Below are 23,885 nucleotides of genomic sequence, written 5' to 3'. Positions count from 1 at the left end.
GGACGGTCTACAAGGGTGAAGTTATACCGGCGTGGTCGCCTGGCTTTGTAGGGGTGATGCTCAGCCCCGTCCCTGTTTCGGTATTACGGCGCTCCGAGCGCATTTCGGCACTGCTTTCACAGTGCCGAAATTAACTCAAATGACCTGATGACCGCTACAGGACAGCGAACGTGCCTTGTGCTTTAGCGACCAGTTTGTCGCCTTGCATGACGTCCGCTTCGACGACAAACGTCCGTCGGCCGGGGTGGATGACCTTGGCGATGCACAGCACATCGCCATCGGAAACGGAGCGCAAGTAGTTGATCTTGCACTCGATCGTCACGCTTTGGCGGTCAAAACCATGGGCGCCGGAACAGGCCAGCCCCATGGTGATGTCGACCAGGCTGAAAATCACCCCGCCGTGCATTTTGCCGCCACGGTTGCGCAGCTGCGGCTCAAGGCTTAGCGCGACGTGCGCAATGCCGTCTTCTACCGACTCGACGCGACAACCGATCAACTCGCTGAACGCGCTTTGGGTCAAACCCTCAGGCAACGTCATTAGCGTTTCTTCAGCTGTTTGGCATTGGCGAACAGCGAAGCCATTGCGTTGTTGGCCGGGGCAGCGGCGACTGTCTCTTTGCGTGGGGCCGAGTTTTGCTGACGAGGCGCCGAACCTGGGCGGGCACCGCGCGCGCCGTCGATTTTCTCGCCGGGGGTATCGCTCATGCGCATCGACAGGCCAACGCGTTTACGCGGGATGTCGACTTCCATGACCTTGACCTTGACCACGTCACCGGCTTTAACGGCTTCACGCGGGTCTTTGATGAACTTCTCGGACAAGGCCGAGATGTGCACCAAACCGTCCTGATGCACGCCGATATCGACGAACGCACCGAAGTTGGTCACGTTGGTGACCACGCCTTCGAGGATCATCCCCAGCTCCAGGTCTTTAAGGTCTTCAACCCCTTCCTGGAACTCTGCCGTCTTGAACTCGGGACGCGGGTCGCGGCCGGGTTTTTCCAGCTCTTGCAGGATGTCGGTGACGGTCGGCAGGCCGAAAGATTCGTCGGTGAATTTTTTCGGGTCCAGACGCTTGAGGAAGCCGGCGTCGCCGATCAGCGAGCGAATGTCACGCTCGGTGTCCGAGGCGATGCGCTTCACCAGCGGGTAGGCTTCCGGGTGAACGGCCGAGGCGTCGAGCGGGTTGTCACCGTTCATGACGCGCAAGAAACCGGCGGCCTGTTCGAAGGTTTTTTCGCCCAGACGGCTGACTTTTTTCAGCGCCGCACGGGTTTTGAAGGCGCCGTTTTCATCGCGGTGGGCCACGATGTTTTGCGCCAGGGTGGCGTTAAGGCCGGAAATACGTGCCAGCAGCGCGACCGAAGCGGTGTTCACGTCCACGCCCACGGCGTTTACGCAGTCCTCGACCACGGCGTCCAGGCCGCGTGCCAGTTTGAGCTGGGACACGTCGTGCTGGTATTGGCCGACACCAATGGATTTCGGGTCGATTTTCACCAGCTCGGCCAGCGGATCTTGCAGGCGGCGGGCGATCGACACGGCGCCACGGATCGACACGTCGAGGTCCGGGAATTCCTTGGCGGCCAGTTCAGAGGCCGAGTACACCGATGCACCGGCTTCGGACACCATCACTTTGGTGACTTTCAGGGCCGGGTATTTTTTGATCAGCTCAAGGGCCAATTTGTCGCTTTCGCGGCTGGCGGTACCGTTGCCGATGGCGATCAGCTCAACCGAATGCTTGGCGCACAGGGCGGCCATGATCGCGATGGTCTGATCCCACTTGTTGTGCGGCACGTGCGGGTACACCGTGGCGTGCTCAAGCAGTTTGCCGGTGGCATCGACCACGGCGATCTTGCAGCCGGTGCGCAGGCCCGGGTCCAGACCCAGCGTTGCGCGCGGGCCAGCAGGGGCGGCCAACAACAGGTCGTGCAGGTTGTGGGCAAACACGTTGATCGCTTCGGTTTCTGCGGCGTCGCGCAGTTCACCCAGCAGGTCGGTTTCAAGGTGAGTGTAAAGCTTGACCTTCCAGGTCCAGCGCACCACTTCGCTCAGCCATTTGTCTGCCGGGCGGTTTTGGCTTTCCAGGCCGAAGCGCTGGGCAATCATCATTTCGCCAGGGTGCATGGTGCCGGGGAGTTCTTCACCGACCTTGAGCGACGAGCTGAGGATGCCTTCGTTGCGGCCCCGGAAAATCGCCAGCGCGCGGTGCGACGGCATGCTTTTGAGCGGTTCGTCGTGTTCGAAGTAATCGCGGAACTTGGCACCTTCTTCCTCTTTGCCAGCGATAACGCGGGCGCTGAGGGTGGCTTCCTGCTTCAAGAAGCTGCGCAGTTTATCCAGCAGGCTGGCGTCTTCGGCGAAGCGCTCCATGAGGATGTACTTGGCGCCATCGAGGGCGGCCTTGACGTCTGCCACGCCTTTTTCAGCGTCAACAAAACGTGCGGCTTCGGTGTCCGGGTTGAGGTTGGGGTCGTTGAACAGGCCGTCAGCCAGTTCGCCGAGGCCGGCTTCCAGGGCGATCTGGCCCTTGGTGCGGCGCTTTTGCTTGTAAGGCAGATACAAGTCTTCGAGGCGGGTCTTGGTGTCGGCCAGCTTGATGTCGCGGGCCAGCTCAGGCGTCAATTTGCCTTGTTCTTCGATGCTGGCGAGGATGCTGATGCGCCGTTCGTCGAGTTCACGCAGGTAGCGCAAGCGTTCTTCCAGATGACGTAATTGGGTGTCATCCAGGCTGCCTGTCACTTCCTTACGGTAGCGAGAGATGAAGGGTACGGTGGAGCCTTCATCCAGAAGAGCGACGGCCGCTTCGACCTGCTGCGGGCGCACGCCAAGTTCTTCGGCGATGCGGCTGTTGATGCTGTCCATAAAACCACCTGACAAATTGTGATGCAGGCTCGCAGGCCCGGGCTGTAAGGCTTGCGAGACTGGTTGAGCGGCCCGAAGGGCGCCGCTACCTGGGCCAAAAGGGCAGCCTGTTGACCCGTGAAATCAGCACATTACGGCAGGTATTGAAAAAATAAATCCTGGCGCAATGTTTGAAAAACCGAGATTGCCTGACACAAAAGGCGGCGCATTATAACCAGCGTTCCCGGATTCAGGGGATTGCGCGCTTCACCCGCTATACTCGACGCACTGGCCGTGAAGGAAAAATCTGCTAACAATGCACACGATGCGTATAACAGCAGCTAAGCCATAATGCGCGCCGAGATCACAGGAGCATCTAATGAGCAGCATTGCACAACCGGCTGAAGGCGAAAAAATTCTTATCGTTGATGACGATCCAGGGCTGAGCAGCCTGCTGGAGCGTTTCTTCGTCAGCAAGGGCTACCGTGCCCGCGCTGTGCCGAACGTCGAGCAAATGGACCGTTTGCTGGCTCGTGAGGTATTTAACCTGGTGGTACTGGACCTGATGCTGCCTGGCGAAGACGGGCTGTCTGCCTGCCGCCGCCTGCGTGCCGCGGGTAATCGGGTGCCGATCATCATGCTCACCGCCAAGGGCGACGAGCTGAGCCGCATCAAGGGCCTGGAACTGGGCGCTGATGACTACCTGGCCAAACCTTTCAACCCTGATGAACTGATGGCGCGTGTGCGTGCCGTGTTGCGTCGTCAGTCTGCGCCTGTGCCGGGTGCACCGGGCAGCGAAGACGAAAGCGTCACCTTTGGTGATTACGAGTTGTCCCTGGCCACGCGCGAACTCAAGCGTGGCGATGAAGTACACATGCTCACCACCGGTGAGTTTGCCGTACTCAAGGCGTTGGTCATGCATGCGCGCGAGCCGTTGACCCGCGACAAGCTGATGAACCTGGCCCGTGGCCGTGAGTGGGATGCACTGGAGCGTTCAATCGACGTTCAAATCTCCCGCCTGCGCCGCATGATCGAGCCGGACCCTTCCAAACCGCGCTACATCCAGACGGTCTGGGGTGTCGGTTATGTGTTCGTGCCGGATGGCAACGCAACCAAATGATGTCGCCTGTGCAGGCGCGAGTCACCCAGTGGCCTTAGGGCGCCGGGTGGCTCGCACTTCATTCTATTGCGGGTCTTGGTACTCGTCCCTGCAACGTGTAAAGCGCCATCTATGAAAACCCCTCTGTGGTTCCCCCAAAGTTTTTTCTCTCGCACCCTCTGGCTGGTGCTCATCGTCGTCCTGTTCTCCAAGGCATTGACCTTGGTTTATCTGTTGATGAACGAAGATATGTTGGTCGACCGCCAATACAGCCACGGCGTGGGCCTGGTGCTGCGCGCCTATTGGGCGGCCGATGAAGAGAACCGCGCCAAGATCGCCGATGCTGCAACGCTGACGCGTGTGGTGGGCGGCGGGGTGCCAGAAGGCGAGCAACACTGGCCTTACAGCGAGATCTACGAGCGTCAGATGCAGGCCGAACTGGGCGCCGACACCGAAGTGCGTTTACGCATGCACTCGCCCCCGGCTCTGTGGGTACGTGCCCCGAGTCTGGGCGATGGCTGGCTGAAGGTACCGTTGTACCCGCACCCGCTGCGTGGGCAAAAAATCTGGAGCGTACTGGGCTGGTTCCTGGCCATCGGGTTGTTATCCACCGCCTCGGCGTGGATTTTCGTCAGTCAGCTCAATCAGCCACTTAAACGGCTGGTTTATGCGGCCAGACAGTTGGGGCAGGGGCGCAGTGTGCGCCTGCCGATCAGTGATACACCGAGCGAAATGACCGAGGTGTACAGCGCCTTCAACCAGATGGCTGAAGATGTGGAGCAGGCAGGCCGCGAGCGCGAACTGATGCTGGCGGGTGTGTCCCATGACTTGCGCACGCCGTTGACGCGCTTGCGTTTGTCGCTGGAGTTGATGGGCAGCCACAACGACCTGACCGACGACATGGTGCGCGACATTGAAGACATGGATGCCATTCTGGATCAGTTTTTGGCGTTTATCCGCGACGGTCGCGATGAGCCGGTTGAAGAAGTTGACCTGTGCGAACTGATCCGCGAAGTCGTTGCGCCGTATAACCAGAATGACGAACAGGTGCGCTTGCGTTTGCAGCCCATTCAGCCGTTTGCGTTGCGTCGGGTATCGATGAAGCGCCTGCTCAACAACTTGATCGGCAACGCCTTGCACCACGCGGGGGATGACGTTGAAGTCGCCGCCTATGTGTCTGGCGATACCAGCGCGCCTTACGTGGTGCTGAGTGTGATGGACCGCGGTGCAGGCATTGACCCGTCGGAGCTTGAAGACATCTTCAACCCGTTTATTCGCGGTGATCGTGCCCGAGGCGGCAAAGGCACTGGCTTGGGCCTGGCGATTGTTAAACGTATCGCCTCCATGCACGGCGGCAACGTTGAGTTGCGTAACCGTGCTGGCGGTGGCCTGGAAGCCAGAGTCCGGCTGCCGCTGGGTTTGATGTTGCCGCGCGGCGCCGTTTAAACACACACCCTGTAGGAGCGAGCTCGTCTCGCGATCTTTTGATCTGTTAAAAGATCGCGAGGCAAGCTCGCTCCTACACGTTTTGGGTGCGTTAACCCTTGCCTTTAGTCCGCGTCATGTTCGGGCCGCTGTTTTTTTCCAGATGCTCAATGATGATCCCCGCCACATTTTTGCCCGTGGTGGTTTCGATCCCTTCAAGCCCCGGCGATGAGTTGACCTCCAGCACCAGCGGGCCGTGGTTGGAGCGCAGAATATCGACCCCGGCCACGCTCAACCCCATGACCTTGGCTGCACGAATAGCCGTCATGCGTTCTTCGGGGGTGATTTTGATCAGGCTGGCGCTGCCGCCACGGTGCAGGTTGGAGCGGAACTCGCCCGGCTTGGCCTGGCGCTTCATGGCGGCAATCACCTTGTCGCCCACCACGAAGCAACGGATATCGGCACCGCCCGCTTCCTTGATGTATTCCTGCACCATGATGTTCTGCTTGAGGCCCATAAAGGCTTCGATCACCGACTCGGCCGCCGTCGCGGTTTCACACAGCACCACGCCAATGCCTTGCGTGCCTTCCAATACCTTGATCACCAGCGGTGCGCCGTTAACCATTTCGATCAAGTCCGGGATGTCATCCGGCGAGTGGGCAAAACCTGTCACCGGCAAGCCCAGGCCACGACGCGAGAGCAATTGCAGCGAGCGCAATTTGTCACGTGAACGGGCAATGGCCACCGACTCATTGAGCGGAAACACGCCCATCATTTCGAACTGGCGCAACACCGCACAGCCGTAAAACGTCACGGATGCACCAATGCGCGGGATTACTGCATCAAAGCCTTCCAGCGGCTTGCCACGGTAATGGATCTGCGGCTTATGACTGGCAATGTTCATATAGGCGCGCAAGGTATCGATCACCACCATCTGATGGCCTCGTTCGGTCCCGGCCTCAACCAGGCGACGAGTGGAATACAGACGCGGGTTGCGCGACAGCACAGCGATCTTCATGCAGCACCTTTGGAGGAGGTAGTAGTCACCGGAAACACCGGCTTGTCTTGAACGTATTTTTGCCCCGGGTTAACGACCAACTGGCCGTCGACCAGCGCTTTTGAACCCAGCAACAGGCGGTAGCGCATCGATTTGCGGCAAGCGAGGGTGAATTCGACTTGCCACACATGATCACCCAGGGCCAGGTCAGTGCGTATGACATAGCGCACCTGTGTGTGACCGTTTGAGCTTTTAATGGTTTTAATCGCCACTAACGGCGCTTCGCAGCGACGGTGGCGCAGTTGTACCAACGTGCCTAAATGGGCATTGAAACGTACCCATTCGACACCGTCGCGCTCAAAAGGCTCGATCTCGGTGGCGTGCAAGCTGGAGGTACTGGCGCCGGTGTCGATTTTCGCGCGCAAGCCGGCGACGCCCAAATCGGGCAGCGCCACCCACTCGCGCAGACCGACAACGGTCAAATGATCAAATGTCTTCAATATAAGTAACCAGCGATTAACGTATTCAGGTTGCAGGAAGGGCCCTGCAGGTCACACATGAAAGCCAACAGGCGGTATTCACGCAGAATAGCTGGCAAATGGCGACAGTTTTCCTACGGGGGGATGCAATGCAGTGATTGAGCTGCAGTGTTGGCCGATGAGCATTCTATCGGGCGTATTCCTTCCTTGGTTCATCAAAAGTAGTAGTACAGTTCTGTGAATTTAAATGAAGGGGCTTCCAATGGCGCAGAAACAGGAAGAGGACGACAAAGTCCGGTTGGACAAATGGCTGTGGGCCGCACGCTTCTATAAAACCCGGGCGTTGGCCAAGGCGGCCATTGAAAGTGGCAAGGTTCACTGCCGTGGCGAGCGTTGCAAGCCCAGCAAAGAGCCGCGTGTGGGCGACGAACTGCAGATTCGGGTAGGGCTTGAAGAGCGCACCGTTGAAGTCAAAGCCTTGTCGGTGGTACGTCGTGGCGCCCCGGAGGCGCAAACGCTGTATGCCGAAACCGAACAAAGCATCGCCAAGCGCGAAAACGCGGCTGCGCTGCGCAAGGCCGGAGCGATGGGGATCAGTACCGACGGCAAGCCGACCAAAAAACAACGTCGGCAACTGCATCAGTTGCATGACGTGAGCGATTTGTAACAACAGCAACGGCGGGTACGCTCTGGGCTGCCATTGCTTTGCCGTGCGTCGTGTCTGTGCAGACATGACTTGTAACTGCGCAGGTGAAACGCCATATAGGGTTATTAGCCAGCGGCCTGTTAAAGCCCCACCTACATTAAGTAACCCATTCAGAACTCTATTCTTATGTCCGATCTACTTAAAAACGACCTTCAAAAAGACGCCACCCAACGCTTTATGTTTGACACCTGCGATGCCCGTGGCGAGCTGGTTTCGCTGGAGCACAGCTACGCAGAAGTGTTGGCCAAACATAACTACCCAGCACCGGTCCAGCAATTGCTGGGCGAGTTGATGGCGGCAGCGGCGTTGCTGGTGGGCAACCAGAAAAACGACGGTTTGCTGAGCCTGCAAGCACGTTCCGAAGGCCCGGTGCCACTGTTGACCATCGAGTGCACCAGCGAGCGCGAAATCCGTGGCCTGGCCCGTTTTGATCCTGAGCAGATTGCCCCGGATGCCACCTTGGCCGACCTGCTGCCAGACGGCCTGCTGGCCATTACCGTTGTGCCAAAAGTGGGCGAACGCTCCCAGGGTTTTGTGGACCTGGATGGCGAAACGCTGGCGGATTGCTTCACCAATTACTTCGTCATGTCTCAGCAAGTGCCTACGCGCTTCTGGCTGAAAGCGGACGGTCTGCGTGCACGTGGCATGTTCTTGCAGCAACTGCCGGTCGACGTGATCGATGACGAAGAGGAGCGTGCCGATAAGTGGAAAGAACTGCTGATGCTGGGCGATACGCTCAAGGCTGAAGAGCTGATGGGGCTGGACAACGAAACCATCCTGCACCGTCTGTACCACGAAGAAACCGTGCGCGTGTTCGACTCAGAAGCACTTGAGTTCAAATGCAGCTGCTCGCGTGAGCGTTCAGGCAATGCATTGACCAGCCTGGGCCATGAAGATGCGCTCAATCTGGTGGCCGAACACGGTGGTCATATCGAGATCGATTGCCAGTTTTGTAACGCTCAATACCTGTTCGATGCGGCCGATGTGGATCAATTATTCTCCGGCGCGGGTGTTCAGTCGCCTTCCAATACTCATCACTAAAACGTTTCAGCGCAGGTGAAACACCTGTCAATTACCGTTCTTGCGCGGTTCTGACAGGTGGGCCCTACTCTTTTTGGCCATTTCTGGCATAATCCGGCCCACTTTTTTCGCGGTAGTAGTGCAACTATTTCTACTACAAAACGTTTGGCGCACTCGGCCAATGGCCGACGGGGAACCTCATGACGCAAGCTAATAACGCCGTGCACATCGATCTGAGCATCGACGATCTGGTAAAAGAAGCCCTGAACCGTGGTGAAGGCGAGCTTGCCGACAGCGGTGCACTGGTTGTTCGTACCGGCCATCGCACGGGTCGTTCACCTGCTGACCGCTTCATTGTTGAAGAACCGACCACTCAGGACGCAATCGCCTGGGGCCCGATCAACCGCAAGTTCCCGGCCGACAAGTTCGACGCGCTGTGGGACCGTGTTTCGGCTTACGTGGCTGAGCGTGAGCGTTTCGTTTCTCACGTTCATGTAGGCTCTGATCCGGCGCACTACCTGCCCGTCAAAATGACCACCGAAACCGCGTGGCACAACCTGTTTGGCCGTTGCCTGTTCATCAACCCGGAACAGTACAACCCGGCGGGCAAAGACGAGTGGCAAATCATCAACGCACCGAACTTCGTGTGCGAGCCAGAGCGTGATGGCACCAACTCCGACGGTTGCGTGATCATCAACTTTGCAGCCAAAAAAGTGCTGATCGCAGGCATGCGTTACGCCGGCGAAATGAAAAAAGCCCTGTTCTCGGTTCAAAACTTCCTGCTGCCAGCAGTCGACGTTCTGCCGATGCACTGTGCGGCCAACATGGGCGAAGAGGGCGACGTGACCCTGTTCTTCGGCCTGTCGGGCACCGGTAAAACCACCCTGTCGGCTGACGAAAGCCGTTACCTGATCGGTGACGACGAACACGGCTGGGGCGTGGGCGTGGTGTTCAACATCGAAGGCGGTTGCTATGCCAAGTGCATCGACCTGTCCGAGAAAAACGAGCCGGTAATCTGGAAAGCCATCCAGCACGGCGCGGTACTGGAAAACGTTGTTATTGATCCAGTTACCAAAAAAGCGGACTACGCAGACGACAGCTTGACGCAAAACAGCCGTGCTGCTTACCCGCGTGAACTGATCGAAAAACGTGCACCGAAAAACCTCGGTGGCGAGCCAAACGCTGTGATCTTCCTGACCTGCGACCTGACCGGCGTTCTGCCACCGGTGTCGATCCTCAGCGAAGAACAAGCGGCTTACCACTTCCTGTCGGGTTACACCGCACTGGTAGGTTCCACTGAAATGGGTTCGGGCAGCGGCATCAAGTCGACCTTCTCTACCTGCTTCGGCGCGCCATTCTTCCCACGTCCTGCGGGCGAATACGCAGAGCTGCTGATCAAGCGCATCCGCGGTTTCGGCTCCAAGGTTTACCTGGTTAACACCGGTTGGACTGGCGGCGGCTACGGCGTTGGCAAGCGCTTCAACATCCCGACCACCCGTGGCGTGATTGCAGCGATCCAGAGCGGTGCTCTGATCGGCGCAGAAACCGAGCACCTGGACACCATCAACCTCGACGTGCCATTGGCCGTACCGGGTGTTGACACTGCCCTGCTGAACCCACGTAACACCTGGGCTGACAAAGCGGCCTACGACGAAGCGGCCAAAGCCCTGGCTGGTCTGTTCGTTGAGAACTTTAAAAAGTTCGACGTCAGCGACGCGATCAAAGCTGCTGGCCCGAAGCTGTAAGCATCGGTTAGCGCATTGATCTACAAAAAAACCGCCTGAAAGGGCGGTTTTTTTGTGCCTGAAGATTTAAGGATCGCGAGACAAGCTCGCTCCTACAGGTCCAGTTCAGGCTTCCAGGGCTTGTGTGTCCCAATGCCCGAGTGTGATGGCTTCATACAGCATGCCAATGGTCAGCGGCACCTTATTGCCCCGGCCTTTGGCGTTACGCTTGAAATGCGGGTCGTTGCCCGCCGGGTGGAAATAGCGATACGCATCGTAATCGGCCAGTTCCAGCCCGAAGCGCTCCTCCAAGCTTTCCATCAAATGCTGGGCATCGCTGCCATTGCAACCCAGGTCGAGGTTGATAGAGGTCTTGAGGCTGATGGTCTTGTGCTCGGGCAGGCCGATTTCTTCATGCAGCAACTGCATCAGCTCGCGCAGGGCTGGTGTGTCGGGGAGGGTGCTGGCGAGTTTCATGATCAGAGATCCATGTGGTCATCAAAGACAGGTCTTCAGGCGAATCGTCAGCACCATAAACCAAATTAAAAATCGATGCTCCGTGCTTCAGGTGGGTTCGTGAGGTTGCCATTCAAGGCTCTGGACAGCGACGAGCGCTTGACCCTGTATCATCCCCTCTCAATTTGCCCCCGACCTTTTCTCGATTCGCCGCAAACCCTGCGCTACGGTTCAGGACTCTGCGGCGGTCAATGGAGTGACAGCGATGTACAACACCCTGGAACAGGTTTTCGGTTATCCACAGTTTCGCGCAGGCCAAGAGGCGGCGATCAGTACGGTGCTGGCCGGGCGTTCGGCGGCGGCGATTTTTCCGACGGGGTCGGGCAAGTCGTTGTGTTACCAGTTGCCGGCGTTGTTGCTGCCGCATCTGACGCTGGTGGTGTCGCCGCTGCTGGCGCTGATGCAGGATCAACTGGCGTTTTTGCAGCGTCATGGCATTGCGGCTGCCAGTATCGACTCGGTGCAAAGCCGCGATGACGCCAGCGCTGTCATGGCGCGGGCCAAGGCGGGGGAGTTGAAGATTCTGATGGTGTCGGTCGAGCGCCTGAAGAACGAGCGCTTTCGCCACTTTTTGCAGCAGGTGCCTATTTCATTACTGGTGGTGGATGAGGCGCACTGTATTTCTGAATGGGGGCATAACTTTCGCCCTGATTACTTGAAGCTGCCGGACTACCAGCAGCAGTTCAATATCCCGCAAGCCTTATTGCTGACGGCCACGGCCACGCCCGCGGTGATCGCTGACATGCAGCGCAAATTTGCGATTGCCGAGTCGGATGTTGTCACCACCGGTTTTTATCGCGCCAACCTGGATTTGTGGGTCGAGCCCGTCACCGGCGCGGCCAAGCGTCAGCGTCTGGTGCAGTGGATGGGCGAGCGTCTTGGCCAACCGAGCATTGTGTATGTCACGTTGCAAAAAACTGCCGAACAGATCGCCCAACACCTGAGCCAACACGGGATCAACGCCAACGCTTACCACGCAGGCTTGCCCCACGAGCAACGGGAAAGCATCCAGCGCCAGTTCATGGCGGGCCAGCTCAATTGCATCGTTGCGACCATCGCCTTCGGCATGGGCATCGACAAAAGCGACATCCGCAACGTGGTGCATTTTGACCTGCCCAAGTCGATTGAAAACTACAGCCAGGAAATCGGCCGCGCCGGTCGCGATGGCGCAACGTCCGAGTGTCTGGTCCTGGCCAATCGCGACAGCCTCAATGTCCTGGAAAACTTTGTGTATGGCGACACGCCAGAGCTGCAAGGCATCCGCTGTGTGCTGGAAGAACTGAGTGCAGCGATTGCCGAAGGGCAGTGGGAGTTCATGCTGACGCCACTGTCGGACCAGAGCAACATCCGCCAGTTACCCCTCAAAACCCTGTTGGTGCAGTTGGAGTTGCGCGGCCTGATCGCCCCGCGTTACGCCTATTTTGCCGAGTACCGCTTCAAGTTCTTGATCGAGCCCGACACCTTGCTGGCCAAGTTTGAAGGCGAGCGCCAACAGTTTGTAGCGGCGATTATCCAGACCTCCAGCCGTGCCCGGACCTGGGCCACGGTGAACTTTGACACCCTGTACGAGCAGCATCAGGCGGACCGCAATCGAGTGGTCAAGGCGCTGGACTACTTTCAGGAGAAGGGTTGGATCGAGCTTGAAAGCAAGCAGATGACCGAGGTCTATAACGTGCTGGTGACTGAGGTAGATGCACAGGCGCTGAGCCTTGAGTTGCATCAGTACTTCACCGCCCATGAGCGCAGCGAAATTGCGCGTATTCACGCAATGCTGGCGCTGTTCTCCAGTGATACCTGCCTGAGTTATCGGCTGGCGCAGTACTTTGGCGATGAGCAGGCGCCGCAGCAGTGCGGGCATTGCTCTGTGTGTGCGGGGCAGATTGCGCGCTTGCCCGACCCGCCCGCGCTGGCGCCGCTTGTGGATAAAAACTTTGACGCGCTGTGCGGTGCTTTTATCCACAGGCATCAGGAGTACACAGGCAGTTATCCACCGGCGGAACGCGTGACCCGTTTTTTGTGCGGCATTAGCGTGCCGTTATTCACCAAGATCAAAGCGCGTTCGATTGCAGGTTTTGCCGCCCTGGAAAACTACCCCTACGCCGACGTACGCCACTGGGCCGAACACCACCTGGCAGATGAGTGGATTTGAACCGGTGGGAGCGGGCTTGCTCGCGATAGCATCGACGCGGTGTACCTGATACATCGAGTCGTCTGAATCGCGAGCAAGCCCGCTCCCACACTTTATTCCCCCAGAAGTTCTTTCAACACGCGAGTGAAGTCCCGGTTGCTCACGTCTTCATCTGCATGGCGCCTGTCACGCACCACCCATTGGCCGTTCACCATCACGTCACGGACCTGACGATCGCCGCCGGCAAACAACCAGCGGTTGAGAATCCCGTCTTCCTGCGCCGTCGCCAGATACGGGTCGTTGCCGTCGAGTACCAGCCAGTCGGCCCGCTGGCCCACGGCCAATCCGGCTACCGGCTGGCCCATTGCTTGTGCACCGCCCGCCACGGCGGCGTCGTACAGGGTACGCCCGACCATCGGCTGGTCACTGCGGTACAGGCGGTTGCGCCGTTGGTCGCGTAAACGCTGGCCGTATTCCAGCCAGCGCAACTCTTCAACCACGCTCAACGACACGTGGCTGTCTGAGCCAATGCCCATGCGGCCGTTTTGCGCGAGGTAGTCCACCGCCGGGAAAATTCCGTCGCCCAGGTTGGCTTCTGTGGTCAGGCACAGCCCGGCCACGGCCTGGCTGTGCGCCATAAGGCGCACTTCGTCGGGTGTCGCGTGGGTGGCATGCACCAGGCACCAGCGCGCGTCGACTTCAACGTTGTCATACAGCCACTGGATCGGGCGTTTGCCGCTCCAGCCCAGGCAGTCATCGACTTCCTTTTGCTGCTCGGCAATGTGGATATGCACCGGGCACGCCGTGTCGCTGGCGCGCAGCACGTCGTGTAGTTGTTCGGGGGTGACCGCTCGCAGCGAGTGGAAACACAGGCCCAGTTGTTGCGCCGGTTGTTGCGCCAGCAGGGGTTTTAACTGCTGCTGCAAGGTCAGGTATTGCTCGGTGCTGTTGATAAAACGGCGCTGGCCATCGTTAGGCGCCTGGCCGCCAAAACCGGAATGGCTGTACAGAACCGGCAGCAACGTCAGGCCTATGCCGGTGGAGCGCGCCGCTTCACTGATGCGCAGCGCCAGCTCGGCCGGGTTGGCGTAAGGCTGGCCCGACAGGTCGTGGTGCACGTAATGGAATTCCGCCACCGAGGTGTACCCGGCCTTGAGCATTTCGATGTACAACTGGCGGGCGATGACGCCCAATTGCTCAGGGCTGATTTTGCCGACCAGCCGGTACATCAGGTCGCGCCAGGTCCAGAAGCTGTCGTTGGGGTTGCCCGCCACTTCGGCCAAACCGGCCATGGCCCGCTGAAACGCATGGGAGTGCAGATTCGGCATGCCCGGTAACACCGGGCCGTTCAAGCGTTGTGCGCCTTGGTCGTCGGCATTGGCTTGAATACGGGTCAGAAAGCCGTCGGCCCCGACCTCAATGCGGACATTAGTAGCCCAGCCTGTGGGTAACAGCGCACGTTCGGCGAAGAAGACGGACATCGGTTGAGCACCCCATCGTGGAAATTTGTATATACATATACAGACGTTTGCCTGCCCGGTAAACTCCGGCAAGCTACGCCCCTTAACTCATGAACAAGGATTGCCTGTGTCGACTCCGCCTGTCGTGCCCCCGCTGGCCGCCCACATGGGCGACAGTCCAGCCCCGCTTTACGCTCGCGTAAAACAGATGATCACTCAGCAAATCGAGAGCGGTAACTGGCCGCCGCATTACCGCGTGCCGTCTGAAAGCGAGCTGGTCAGCCAACTGGGCTTCAGCCGCATGACCATCAACCGGGCGCTGCGCGAAATGACCGCAGACGGCCTGCTGGTGCGCATGCAGGGTGTTGGCACCTTCGTGGCCGAGCCAAAAACGCAATCCGCGCTGTTTGAAGTCAACAACATTGCCGACGAAATCGCCGCCCGTGGCCATAAGCACACCTGCAAAGTGATCAGCCTGGCCGAAGAACTGGCCGGTTCCGAGCGCGCCGCCGTCCTCGACATGCGTGAAGGGCAGAAAGTGTTTCATTCGTTGATCGTGCATTACGAAAACGGTATTCCCGTGCAAATTGAGGACCGTTTCGTCAACGCGCTCGTCGCTCCGGACTACCTCAAGCAAGACTTCACTCGGCAAACGCCTTACGCCTATCTGTCGCAGGTCGCACCGCTGACCGAAGGTGAGCACGTGGTCGAAGCGATTTTGGCTGACCCCAAAGAGTGCAAGCTGCTGCAAATTGAAGCCAGCGAGCCGTGCCTGTTGATCCGCCGTCGCACGTGGTCTGGCCGTCAGCCAGTGACTGCCGCTCGTCTGATCCACCCCGGTTCCCGTCATCGCCTGGAAGGACGTTTCAGCAAATGAGTGAACTCAGCGTTTTACGCGCCGCCGATTACCCGCGCATGCCGTGGAAAAACGGCGGCGGCAGTACTGAAGAAATCACCCGCGATGTCGGTGAAGGCATTGATGGCTTCGGCTGGCGCTTGTCGATTGCCGACATTGGCGAGTCGGGCGGCTTTTCGCGTTTCGACGGCTACCAGCGAGTCATCACCGTGCTGCAAGGCGCGGGCATGCACCTGCAGGTGGACGGCGAGCAGAGCCGGGCGTTGTTACCGTTCGATGCCTTTGCTTTTAAAGGTGACAGCGAGGTCAGTTGCCGCTTGATCGACGGGCCGATCCGCGACTTCAACCTGATCTACGCCCTGCAGCGTTACAGCGCCCGCCTGCAATGGCTGCAAGGCGGTAGCCGCTTGTTCACCCCGGCGCAGACCGTGCTGGTGTTTGCTGCTGATGAGCACGTTGACGTACGCGTGGGTGACACGCGTCACGAACAACTTGGCCGCTACGATTGCCTGCAACTGAACGGTAATCGCGAGCTGCTTGAGATCGCCATCACCGGCCGTAGCTGCGTGATTGAGTTGAATAGGGTCTGAAAATGTGGGAGCGGGCTTGCTCGCGATAGCATCACTGCGATGTGCCTGATACACGGCGTTGTTTGCATCGCGAGCAAGCCCGCTCCCACAAGTCGAGTTAAGCCACGCCCCATCTTGTTACCTAACGCCCCAAAAAGACGCAAAACGCCCTTCAAGTAACATCCCCTTACTCTCCCTCCTGCATGTTTAAGCAAACCTTGTGCGTGCCTCAACGCCCTTGTTTTCGGGCCTTTCAACCCATGTCGCGATGTTTTAATTGACAGCAAAGTCACGTTGGCCGCTTACTTGCATATGCTTGTATGTACAAGTACATAAGTGTTCACCTGCCCAGCACTGAGGAGTTACCCGTGACTTCAACTACCCCTAAATCGCCTGTCGCGTTCAACCGTCACCGCGAAGGTGAGATCCGCGCCGCCCGTGGCACTCAGCTCACGGCTAAAAGCTGGATGACTGAAGCACCCCTGCGGATGCTGATGAACAACCTTGATCCACAGGTGGCAGAAAACCCGACCGAGCTGGTGGTGTATGGCGGTATTGGTCGTGCGGCGCGTAACTGGGAGTGCTACGACAAAATCGTCGAAAGCCTGACCAACCTCAACGACGACGAAACCCTGCTGGTGCAATCGGGCAAGCCGGTCGGCGTGTTCAAAACCCACAGCAACGCACCACGGGTACTGATCGCCAACTCCAACCTGGTGCCGCATTGGGCAACGTGGGAACACTTCAACGAACTCGACGCCAAAGGCCTGGCCATGTACGGCCAGATGACCGCCGGCAGCTGGATCTACATCGGCAGCCAGGGCATCGTCCAGGGCACTTACGAAACCTTCGTTGAGGCTGGTCGCCAGCATTACAACGGCAGCCTGGTCGGCAAATGGGTACTCACCGCAGGTTTGGGCGGCATGGGCGGCGCACAACCGCTGGCTGCGACCCTGGCGGGCGCGTGCTCACTGAACATCGAATGCCAGCAAAGCCGCATCGACTTCCGCTTGGCCACGCGCTACGTCGACGAACAAGCCGCTGACCTGGATGACGCCCTGGCCCGCATCGCCAAATACACCGCCGAAGGCAAGGCGATCTCCATCGCGCTGTGCGGTAACGCCGCTGAACTGCTGCCAGAAATGGTGCGCCGTGGCATTCGCCCGGACATGGTCACCGACCAGACCAGCGCCCACGACCCGCTCAATGGCTACCTGCCAAAAGGCTGGACCTGGGAGCAGTACCGCGACCGCGCCGTGACCGATCCGGCGGGCGTGGTCAAAGCCGCCAAAGCCTCGATGGGTGAACACGTAGAAGCCATGCTGGCGTTCCAGAAAGCCGGCATTCCGACCTTCGACTACGGCAACAACATCCGCCAGATGGCCAAAGAAGTGGGCGTTGAAGCTGCGTTCGACTTCCCGGGTTTTGTTCCGGCGTACATCCGCCCACTGTTCTGCCGTGGCATTGGCCCGTTCCGTTGGGTTGCACTGTCGGGCGATGCAGAAGACATCTACAAAACCGACGCCAAGGTCAAAGAGCTGATCCCTGACGACGACCACCTGCACAACTGGCTGGACATGGCCCGCGAGCGCATCAGCTTCCAGGGTTTGCCAGCACGTATTTGCTGGGTTGGCCTGGGTCAGCGCGCCAAATTGGGCCTGGCGTTCAACGAAATGGTGCGCAGCGGTGAGCTGAAAGCGCCGATCGTGATTGGTCGTGACCACCTGGACTCAGGTTCGGTGTCCAGCCCGAACCGTGAAACCGAATCGATGCAGGACGGTTCGGATGCCGTCTCTGACTGGCCACTGCTCAACGCTTTGCTCAACACCGCGAGCGGCGCGACCTGGGTATCGCTGCACCACGGTGGGGGCGTTGGCATGGGCTTCTCGCAGCATTCGGGCATGGTGATTGTGTGTGACGGCACCGACGAAGCGGCCGAGCGCATCGCCCGTGTGCTGCACAACGACCCGGCGACCGGTGTGATGCGCCATGCGGATGCGGGTTACCAGATCGCCATCGACTGCGCCAACGAACAGGGCCTGAACCTGCCGATGGTCAACGGCTAAGCCCAGAGGGTGCATATCCCTTGTGGGAGCGGGCTTGCTCGCGATGCAGATTGTGATGCATTCGCGAGCAAGCCCGCTCCCACGGAGTGCATACACTCAACGCAGCGATTAACGGCCCGGACCCTTATTCAAGGAGCATCAATGTGAACCGTTTAAACCTGATCCCCGGCCAACTGAGCCTTGCCCAACTGCGTGACATTTATCAGCAGCCGGTAAGCCTCAGCCTGGACGACAGCGCTAGCGCGCAGATTGATGCCAGCGTGGCGTGTGTGGAGCAGATCCTTGCCGAGCACCGCACCATTTACGGCATCAACACCGGTTTTGGTTTGCTGGCGTCGACAAAAATTGCCAGTGAAGACCTGGAAAACCTCCAGCGTTCCCTGGTGCTGTCCCATGCTGCGGGTGTCGGTGAGCCGCTCAGCGATGACCTGGTGCGCCTGATCATGGTGCTCAAGGTCAACAGCCTGAGCCGTGGCTTTTCGGGGATCCGCCGGGTGGTGATCGATGCCCTGATCGCGCTGATCAATGCCCAGGTGTATCCGCATATTCCGCTCAAGGGCTCGGTCGGCGCTTCGGGCGATTTGGCGCCGTTGGCGCACATGTCGCTGGTGCTGTTGGGGGAGGGCAAGGCGCGTTACAACGGTGAATGGCTGGAGGCTGGTGCCGCGCTGAAGCAGGCGGGTCTCACACCGCTGACCCTGGCGGCCAAAGAAGGTCTGGCCTTGCTCAATGGCACGCAGGTGTCGACCGCCTTTGCCCTGCGCGGGCTGTTTGAAGGCGAAGACCTGTTTGCCGCCGCCATCGCCTGCGGCAGCCTCACGGTTGAAGCGGTGCTGGGCTCGCGCTCACCTTTTGATGCGCGCATCCATGCCGCGCGTGGTCAACGTGGGCAAATCGATGCCGCCGCGCTGTACCGCGACCTGCTGGGGGCGAGCAGCGAAGTGTCCGAATCGCACAAAAATTGCGACAAGGTTCAAGACCCGTATTCCCTGCGTTGCCAGCCACAAGTGATGGGCGCCTGCCTGACGCAGTTGCGTCAGGCAGCCGAGGTGCTGGGCATTGAGGCCAACGCTGTGTCGGATAACCCGCTGGTGTTTGCCGAACAGGGCGATGTGATCTCTGGCGGCAACTTCCACGCCGAGCCGGTCGCCATGGCCGCCGACAACATGGCCTTGGCCATTGCTGAAATCGGTGCCCTGAGCGAGCGGCGCATCTCGTTGATGATGGACAAACACATGTCGCAGTTGCCACCGTTTCTGGTGGCCAACGGCGGCGTCAATTCGGGCTTCATGATTGCCCAAGTGACCGCGGCCGCGTTGGCCAGCGAGAACAAGGCGCTGGCGCACCCGCACAGCGTCGACAGCATTCCCACCTCGGCCAACCAGGAAGACCACGTGTCGATGGCTCCGGCGGCCGGCAAGCGCTTGTGGGACATGGCCGAAAACGTTCGCGGCGTGCTCGCCGTGGAATGGCTGGCCGCGTGCCAGGGCCTGGACCTGCGCACTGGCCTCAAAACCTCCCCCAAACTCGAAATCGCCCGCACCACCCTGCGCAGCAAAGTGGCGTTTTATGAAAAAGACCGCTTCTTCGCGCCCGACATCGACGCCGCCCAGCAATTACTGGCGTCGCGGTGCCTCAATGAACTGATCGTGCGCCAGACCCTGCCCAGCTTGTAGGCGTCGATTACCCCCATTGGCCATTAATGATTAGGAGTGTCACACAATGAAAATCTACAAGACTCTGCTGACTCCATTACTTTCCCTCAGCGTGTTGGTTGCTGCAGGCACCGCCCAGGCGGCCACCTGGTGTGAATCCGGCAAACCGGTGAAATTTGCCGGGCTCAACTGGGAGAGCGGCATGCTCTTCACCGACCTGATGCAGTTCGTGCTGGAAAAAGGCTACGGCTGTAAAACCGACAGCTTGCCGGGCAACTCCATCGCCATGGAAAACGCCCTGAGCAGCAACGACATTCAAGTGTTTGCCGAAGAGTGGGTGGGCCGCAGCAACGTCTGGGTCAAGGCCGAGAAGGCCGGCAAGGTGGTGGGCGTCGGCGCTCCGGTGGTGGGCGCCGTTGAAGGCTGGTACGTGCCGCGCTACGTGATCGAAGGCGATGAGAGCCGCAAGATCAAAGCCAGCGCGCCGAACTTGAAGTCGATCGCTGATTTGGCGCAGTACGCCTCGGTGTTCAAAGACCAGGAAGAACCGGCCAAGGGCCGCTTCTACAACTGCCCGGCGGGCTGGACCTGTGAGCTGGACAACAGCGCCATGCTCAAGGATTACGGCCTGGAAAACAGCTACACCAACTTCCGTCCGGGCACCGGCCCGGCCCTCGATGCGGCCGTGCTGTCGAGCTACCGCCGTGGCGAGCCGATCCTGTTTTACTACTGGTCACCAACCCCGCTGTTGGGCAGCGTTGACCTGGTCAAGCTGGACGAGAAACCCGGTGTCGACAAGCACGTAGACATCAAGGTGGGCGTTTCCAAAACCTTCAGCGAGCAAGCGCCTGAGCTGATCGCGGTGCTGGAAAAGGTCAACCTGCCGATTGATCTGCTCAACCAGAACCTGGCCCGCATGAGCAAAGAACGCATCGACTCGGCAAAACTGGCCAAGCTGTTCCTCAAGGAACACCCGGAAGTCTGGCATGCCTGGGTCGATGAAGACGCTGCCAAAAAAATCGAAGCGGCGCTATGAGAGCGGACGCTGTAGCTGTGGATAACGTCCCTTTCATTTGATCGAGAGTCTTTATGTTTCCCGAACGTTTTACATTCTCTGTAGCGGACTGGGTCAACGGCTGGGTTGACGCGCTGGTGGCCAACTATGGCGATGTGTTCCGGCATATTTCCGACACCTTGCTGTGGGCCATCGTCAACCTCGAAACCGTGCTGCGCATGGCGCCGTGGTGGCTGGTGCTGGCCGTCGTTGCGGGCATTACCTGGCACGCAACACGCAAGGCAACCACCACGGCGGTGATTGTCGGGTTGCTGTTTTTGGTGGGTGCCGTGGGCTTGTGGGACAAGCTGATGCAAACCCTGGCATTGATGCTGGTGGCCACCTTGATTTCGGTATTGATCGGCATCCCGCTGGGCATTCTGGCGGCGCGCAGCAATCGCTTGCGCGCAGTGCTGATGCCGGTGCTCGACATCATGCAGACCATGCCGAGCTTCGTGTATTTGATCCCGGTGCTGATGCTGTTTGGCCTGGGCAAGGTGCCGGCGATTTTCGCCACCGTGATCTACGCCGCGCCGCCGCTGATTCGCCTGACCGACCTGGGTATTCGCCAGGTCGACGGTGAAGTCATGGAAGCCATCAACGCCTTTGGCGCCAACCGCTGGCAGCAACTGTTCGGCGTGCAACTGCCGCTGGCCATGCCGAGCATCATGGCGGGTATCAACCAGACCACGATGATGGCGCTGTCGATGGTGGTGATCGCTTCGATGATTGGCGCCCGTGGTTTGGGCGAGGACGTGCTGGTGGGCATTCAAACGCTCAACGTCGGCAAAGGGCTGGAGGCCGGGCTGGCAATCGTGATTCTGGCGGTGGTGATCGACCGCATTACCCAGGCGTATGGCCGCCCACGGCATGAGATGAGCAAATGAACATGACCACGCCTTCCAAAATTGAAGTCAAAAACGTGTTCAAGATTTTTGGCAACCGCTCCAAAGAAGCGCTGGCCTTGATCCAGCAGCACAAAACCAAAGACCAGGTGCTGGCCCAGACCGGCTGCGTGGTGGGGGTCAATGACCTGTCGCTGAGCATCGGCACCGGCGAGATCTTCGTCATCATGGGCCTGTCGGGCTCGGGCAAATCGACCTTGGTGCGTCACTTCAACCGCCTGATCGACCCCACCAGCGGGGCAATCCTGGTGGACGGCCAGGACATCCTGCAATACGACATGGAAGCCCTGCGCCAATTTCGCCGCCACAAAATCAGCATGGTGTTCCAGAGCTTCGGTTTGTTGCCGCACAAGAGCGTGCTCGACAACGTGGCCTACGGCCTCAAAGTGCGCGGCGAAAGCAAAGCCCTGTGCGCCGAGCGCGCCTTGCACTGGATCAACACCGTGGGCCTCAAGGGCTACGAAAGTAAATACCCGCACCAATTGTCGGGCGGCATGCGCCAGCGTGTGGGGCTGGCCCGGGCCTTGGCCGCCGACACCGACATCATCTTGATGGACGAGGCGTTCAGTGCCCTCGACCCATTGATCCGCGCCGAAATGCAGGACCAGTTGCTGGAGCTGCAAAAGACCCTGCATAAAACCATCGTGTTCATCACCCATGACCTCGATGAAGCGGTGCGTATTGGCAACCGGATTGCGATTCTCAAGGACGGGCGGCTGATTCAGGTGGGCACACCCAAGGACATTCTTCATTCCCCGGCCGATGATTATGTGGACCGTTTTGTTCAACGCCGTGCCGTGGCCGTTTAGCGTTAGAAAGGTGAGCGATGAGTAACGTACAGAATGAAGCAACAGTGATCGCTGCGGTGATCATCGACAATGCCCGCCTGCGCTGGCAAGACGTGGTCGCGGTTGCCCGGCATGGCGCGCGGCTGGAGCTGTCGGCGCAGGCCTGGGCGCGCATCGACAACGCGCAGGCCATCGTGCAGCGCATTGTCCAGAGCGGCGAACGTGCCTATGGCATCAACACCGGCCTGGGCGGTTTGAGCAACGTTTCGTTGCAGCACGAGCAACTCAGCGCCCTGTCGCGCAACACCTTGCTCAGCCATGCCTGCGGCGTCGGCCCGGCGCTGAGCAATGAACAAACCCGCGCGATCATTTGCGCGGCGGTCATTCAATACAGCCAGGGCAAGTCCGGCCTGCACCGCCAGGTGGTCGAAGCGCTGCTGGCGCTGCTCAACCACCAGATCACCCCGCAAGTGCCGTCCCAGGGTTCGGTGGGCTATTTGACCCACATGGCGCACATCGGCGTCGGCCTGCTGGGCGTGGGCGATGTTAGCTACCGTGGGCAGATCGTGCCCGCGCAGCAAGCGTTGGCCGCCGAAGGCTTGAGCCCGGTGCAACTGGGCGCCAAAGACGGCCTGTGCCTGGTCAATGGCACGCCGTGCATGACCGGCCTGAGCTGCCTGGCGCTGGCCGATGCGGCGCAGGTGTTGCAGTGGGCCGATGTGACCGGCGCCATGAGTTTTGAAGCGCTGCGCGGGCAGATCGACGCCTTCGACCCTGAGATCCTCGCGCTCAAGCCCCACGCGGGCATGCAGCAGGTTGGCCGCCACTTGCGCCGCTTGCTGGCCGACAGTGAAGTCATCGCCAGCAGCAAAGGCGTGCGCACCCAGGACGCCCTGAGTTTACGCTCCATCCCGCAGGTGCATGGCGCCGCACGGGACCAGTTCAATCACTCGGTGGTGCAGATCGAGACCGAGCTCAATTCGGTCAATGACAACCCGATGGTGCTGGGCACGCCCGACGCCTACCGGGTGGTCAGCCAGGCCAACCCGCACGGGCAGTCCGTTGCGCTGGCCGCCGACGCGCTGGCCATCGCCATGGCCGAGATCGGTTCAATTGCCGAGCGCCGGCTTGACCGTCTGATCAACCCGCATGTCAGCGACCTGCCGGCGTTTTTGGTCAGCCAGCCGGGCGTTAACTCGGGAATGATGATCACCCAGTACGTCGCCGCCTCGCTGTGTGCGCAAAACCGCCAGTTGGCGCAACCCGCTGTGCTCGACAATTACGTGACCTCGGCCCTGCAGGAAGACCACTTGAGCCTGGGCACCAACGCCGCGCTCAAGCTGTTGCAAGTGCTGGAGAACGCCACCCAGGTGCTGGCCATCGAGTACTTGCTGGCTGCGCAGGCGTTTGAGTTCCATCAGCCCAAGCACTTCGGTGCCGGTACCCAAGTGGCCTGGCGGTTACTGCGTGAACACGTTGCGCCTTACGATCAAGACCGCTGGCTGGCCCCTGACATTGCCAAGAGCGCGGCGATCCTCAAAGACCCGCTAGCGTTGCAGTCACTGGCCGCTTACCTGGCGTGAGTCATCAAGGGAGTGAT

Annotated in this window: 20 protein-coding genes; 14 read left to right on the top strand and 6 right to left on the bottom strand. The window is 59.5% G+C overall.

All coding sequences use genetic code 11. The annotated features are described in order from the left end of the window. Positions 1 to 154 precede the first annotated feature (154 nt). Entirely contained in the window at positions 155 to 538 is a 384-nt protein-coding gene (locus tag GHO25_RS10005) for a PaaI family thioesterase (RefSeq protein ID WP_048366766.1), read from the bottom strand. Beyond that, a complete protein-coding gene (locus GHO25_RS10000; protein ID WP_153390706.1) occupies positions 538 to 2,859 on the bottom strand; it encodes a Tex family protein in 2,322 nt (773 codons plus the stop codon). Before GHO25_RS10000 ends, GHO25_RS10005 begins: the two co-directional genes overlap by 1 nt. 358 nt (positions 2,860 to 3,217) lie before the next feature. Here GHO25_RS10000 and ompR point away from each other — a divergent pair, with 358 nt between their 5' ends. Continuing rightward, positions 3,218 to 3,958, top strand: a complete 741-nt coding sequence (gene ompR / locus GHO25_RS09995; protein ID WP_048386441.1) for a two-component system response regulator OmpR — start codon at positions 3,218 to 3,220, stop codon at positions 3,956 to 3,958. A gap of 111 nt (positions 3,959 to 4,069) precedes the next feature. Then, positions 4,070 to 5,383, top strand: coding sequence for an ATP-binding protein (locus GHO25_RS09990; protein ID WP_153331508.1), 1,314 nt, complete (start codon positions 4,070 to 4,072; stop codon positions 5,381 to 5,383). A gap of 91 nt (positions 5,384 to 5,474) precedes the next feature. On the opposite strand, the gene rimK is transcribed toward GHO25_RS09990, so the two are convergent. Next, a complete protein-coding gene (gene rimK, locus GHO25_RS09985; protein ID WP_048366762.1) occupies positions 5,475 to 6,380 on the bottom strand; it encodes a 30S ribosomal protein S6--L-glutamate ligase in 906 nt (301 codons plus the stop codon). Continuing rightward, complete coding sequence (locus tag GHO25_RS09980) at positions 6,377 to 6,826, bottom strand: ATP-dependent zinc protease (RefSeq protein WP_173430587.1); 450 nt, start codon at positions 6,824 to 6,826, stop codon at positions 6,377 to 6,379. Before GHO25_RS09980 ends, rimK begins: the two co-directional genes overlap by 4 nt. A 274-nt stretch (positions 6,827 to 7,100) precedes the next feature. Here GHO25_RS09980 and GHO25_RS09975 point away from each other — a divergent pair, with 274 nt between their 5' ends. The 3 genes from GHO25_RS09975 to GHO25_RS09965 all read left to right on the top strand — a co-directional run bounded on the left by GHO25_RS09975 (position 7,101) and on the right by GHO25_RS09965 (position 10,309). Further along, positions 7,101 to 7,505 (top strand): RNA-binding S4 domain-containing protein, encoded by a 405-nt coding sequence (locus tag GHO25_RS09975; protein ID WP_123751040.1) that lies wholly within the window; start codon positions 7,101 to 7,103, stop codon positions 7,503 to 7,505. Positions 7,506 to 7,670: 165 nt separating this feature from the next. Next, positions 7,671 to 8,585 carry an Hsp33 family molecular chaperone HslO gene (gene hslO / locus GHO25_RS09970; RefSeq protein WP_153390705.1) on the top strand — a complete coding sequence of 305 codons (915 nt, stop codon included), beginning with the start codon at positions 7,671 to 7,673 and terminating at the stop codon, positions 8,583 to 8,585. 179 nt (positions 8,586 to 8,764) lie between these two features. Beyond that, on the top strand, positions 8,765 to 10,309 hold the full coding sequence (locus GHO25_RS09965; RefSeq protein ID WP_153334324.1) for a phosphoenolpyruvate carboxykinase: 1,545 nt from the start codon (positions 8,765 to 8,767) through the stop codon (positions 10,307 to 10,309). A gap of 105 nt (positions 10,310 to 10,414) precedes the next feature. Here the strand turns inward: GHO25_RS09965 and GHO25_RS09960 are convergent, their stop codons facing one another. Then, the gene (locus tag GHO25_RS09960; protein ID WP_123751042.1) at positions 10,415 to 10,765 is read right to left on the bottom strand and encodes a DUF1493 family protein; all 351 of its coding nucleotides are present in this window, start codon (positions 10,763 to 10,765) and stop codon (positions 10,415 to 10,417) included. Positions 10,766 to 11,009: 244 nt separating this feature from the next. On the opposite strand from GHO25_RS09960, the gene GHO25_RS09955 reads away from it, so the two are divergent. Next, the gene (locus GHO25_RS09955) at positions 11,010 to 12,953 is read left to right on the top strand and encodes an ATP-dependent DNA helicase RecQ (RefSeq protein ID WP_153390704.1); all 1,944 of its coding nucleotides are present in this window, start codon (positions 11,010 to 11,012) and stop codon (positions 12,951 to 12,953) included. Positions 12,954 to 13,045: 92 nt separating this feature from the next. Here the strand turns inward: GHO25_RS09955 and GHO25_RS09950 are convergent, their stop codons facing one another. Then, positions 13,046 to 14,413: a formimidoylglutamate deiminase gene (locus GHO25_RS09950; RefSeq protein WP_153390703.1), complete on the bottom strand. Its 1,368-nt coding sequence runs from the start codon at positions 14,411 to 14,413 to the stop codon at positions 13,046 to 13,048. A 145-nt stretch (positions 14,414 to 14,558) separates the two neighbouring features. Here GHO25_RS09950 and hutC point away from each other — a divergent pair, with 145 nt between their 5' ends. From hutC to hutH (GHO25_RS09910), 8 genes are all read left to right on the top strand, one after another. Further along, complete coding sequence (hutC, locus tag GHO25_RS09945; RefSeq protein WP_153328128.1) at positions 14,559 to 15,269, top strand: histidine utilization repressor; 711 nt, start codon at positions 14,559 to 14,561, stop codon at positions 15,267 to 15,269. Beyond that, a complete protein-coding gene (locus tag GHO25_RS09940) occupies positions 15,266 to 15,838 on the top strand; it encodes a HutD family protein (RefSeq protein WP_153390702.1) in 573 nt (190 codons plus the stop codon). Before hutC ends, GHO25_RS09940 begins: the two co-directional genes overlap by 4 nt. Positions 15,839 to 16,185: 347 nt before the next feature. Beyond that, positions 16,186 to 17,883: a urocanate hydratase gene (gene hutU / locus GHO25_RS09935; RefSeq protein WP_048366751.1), complete on the top strand. Its 1,698-nt coding sequence runs from the start codon at positions 16,186 to 16,188 to the stop codon at positions 17,881 to 17,883. Between the two features lie 143 nt (positions 17,884 to 18,026). Further along, positions 18,027 to 19,559, top strand: coding sequence for a histidine ammonia-lyase (gene hutH / locus GHO25_RS09930; RefSeq protein WP_178110048.1), 1,533 nt, complete (start codon positions 18,027 to 18,029; stop codon positions 19,557 to 19,559). Positions 19,560 to 19,605: 46 nt separating this feature from the next. Continuing rightward, positions 19,606 to 20,574 carry an ABC transporter substrate-binding protein gene (locus GHO25_RS09925; protein WP_153328113.1) on the top strand — a complete coding sequence of 323 codons (969 nt, stop codon included), beginning with the start codon at positions 19,606 to 19,608 and terminating at the stop codon, positions 20,572 to 20,574. Positions 20,575 to 20,627: 53 nt separating this feature from the next. Then, entirely contained in the window at positions 20,628 to 21,479 is an 852-nt protein-coding gene (locus tag GHO25_RS09920) for a proline/glycine betaine ABC transporter permease (RefSeq protein WP_048366749.1), read from the top strand. Beyond that, complete coding sequence (locus GHO25_RS09915; protein ID WP_371924522.1) at positions 21,476 to 22,306, top strand: glycine betaine/L-proline ABC transporter ATP-binding protein; 831 nt, start codon at positions 21,476 to 21,478, stop codon at positions 22,304 to 22,306. Before GHO25_RS09920 ends, GHO25_RS09915 begins: the two co-directional genes overlap by 4 nt. A 17-nt stretch (positions 22,307 to 22,323) precedes the next feature. After that, positions 22,324 to 23,868, top strand: coding sequence for a histidine ammonia-lyase (hutH, locus tag GHO25_RS09910; RefSeq protein WP_153390700.1), 1,545 nt, complete (start codon positions 22,324 to 22,326; stop codon positions 23,866 to 23,868). The last annotated feature ends 17 nt before the right edge of the window (positions 23,869 to 23,885 follow it).

Origin of the sequence: Pseudomonas sp. FSL R10-1350, from assembly GCF_009600525.1 — a bacterium.
In the GTDB taxonomy this organism is placed as follows: domain Bacteria; phylum Pseudomonadota; class Gammaproteobacteria; order Pseudomonadales; family Pseudomonadaceae; genus Aquipseudomonas; species Aquipseudomonas helleri.
Note: the sequence above shows the minus strand (reverse complement) of the source record. Positions and strands in the feature narration are given on the sequence as shown.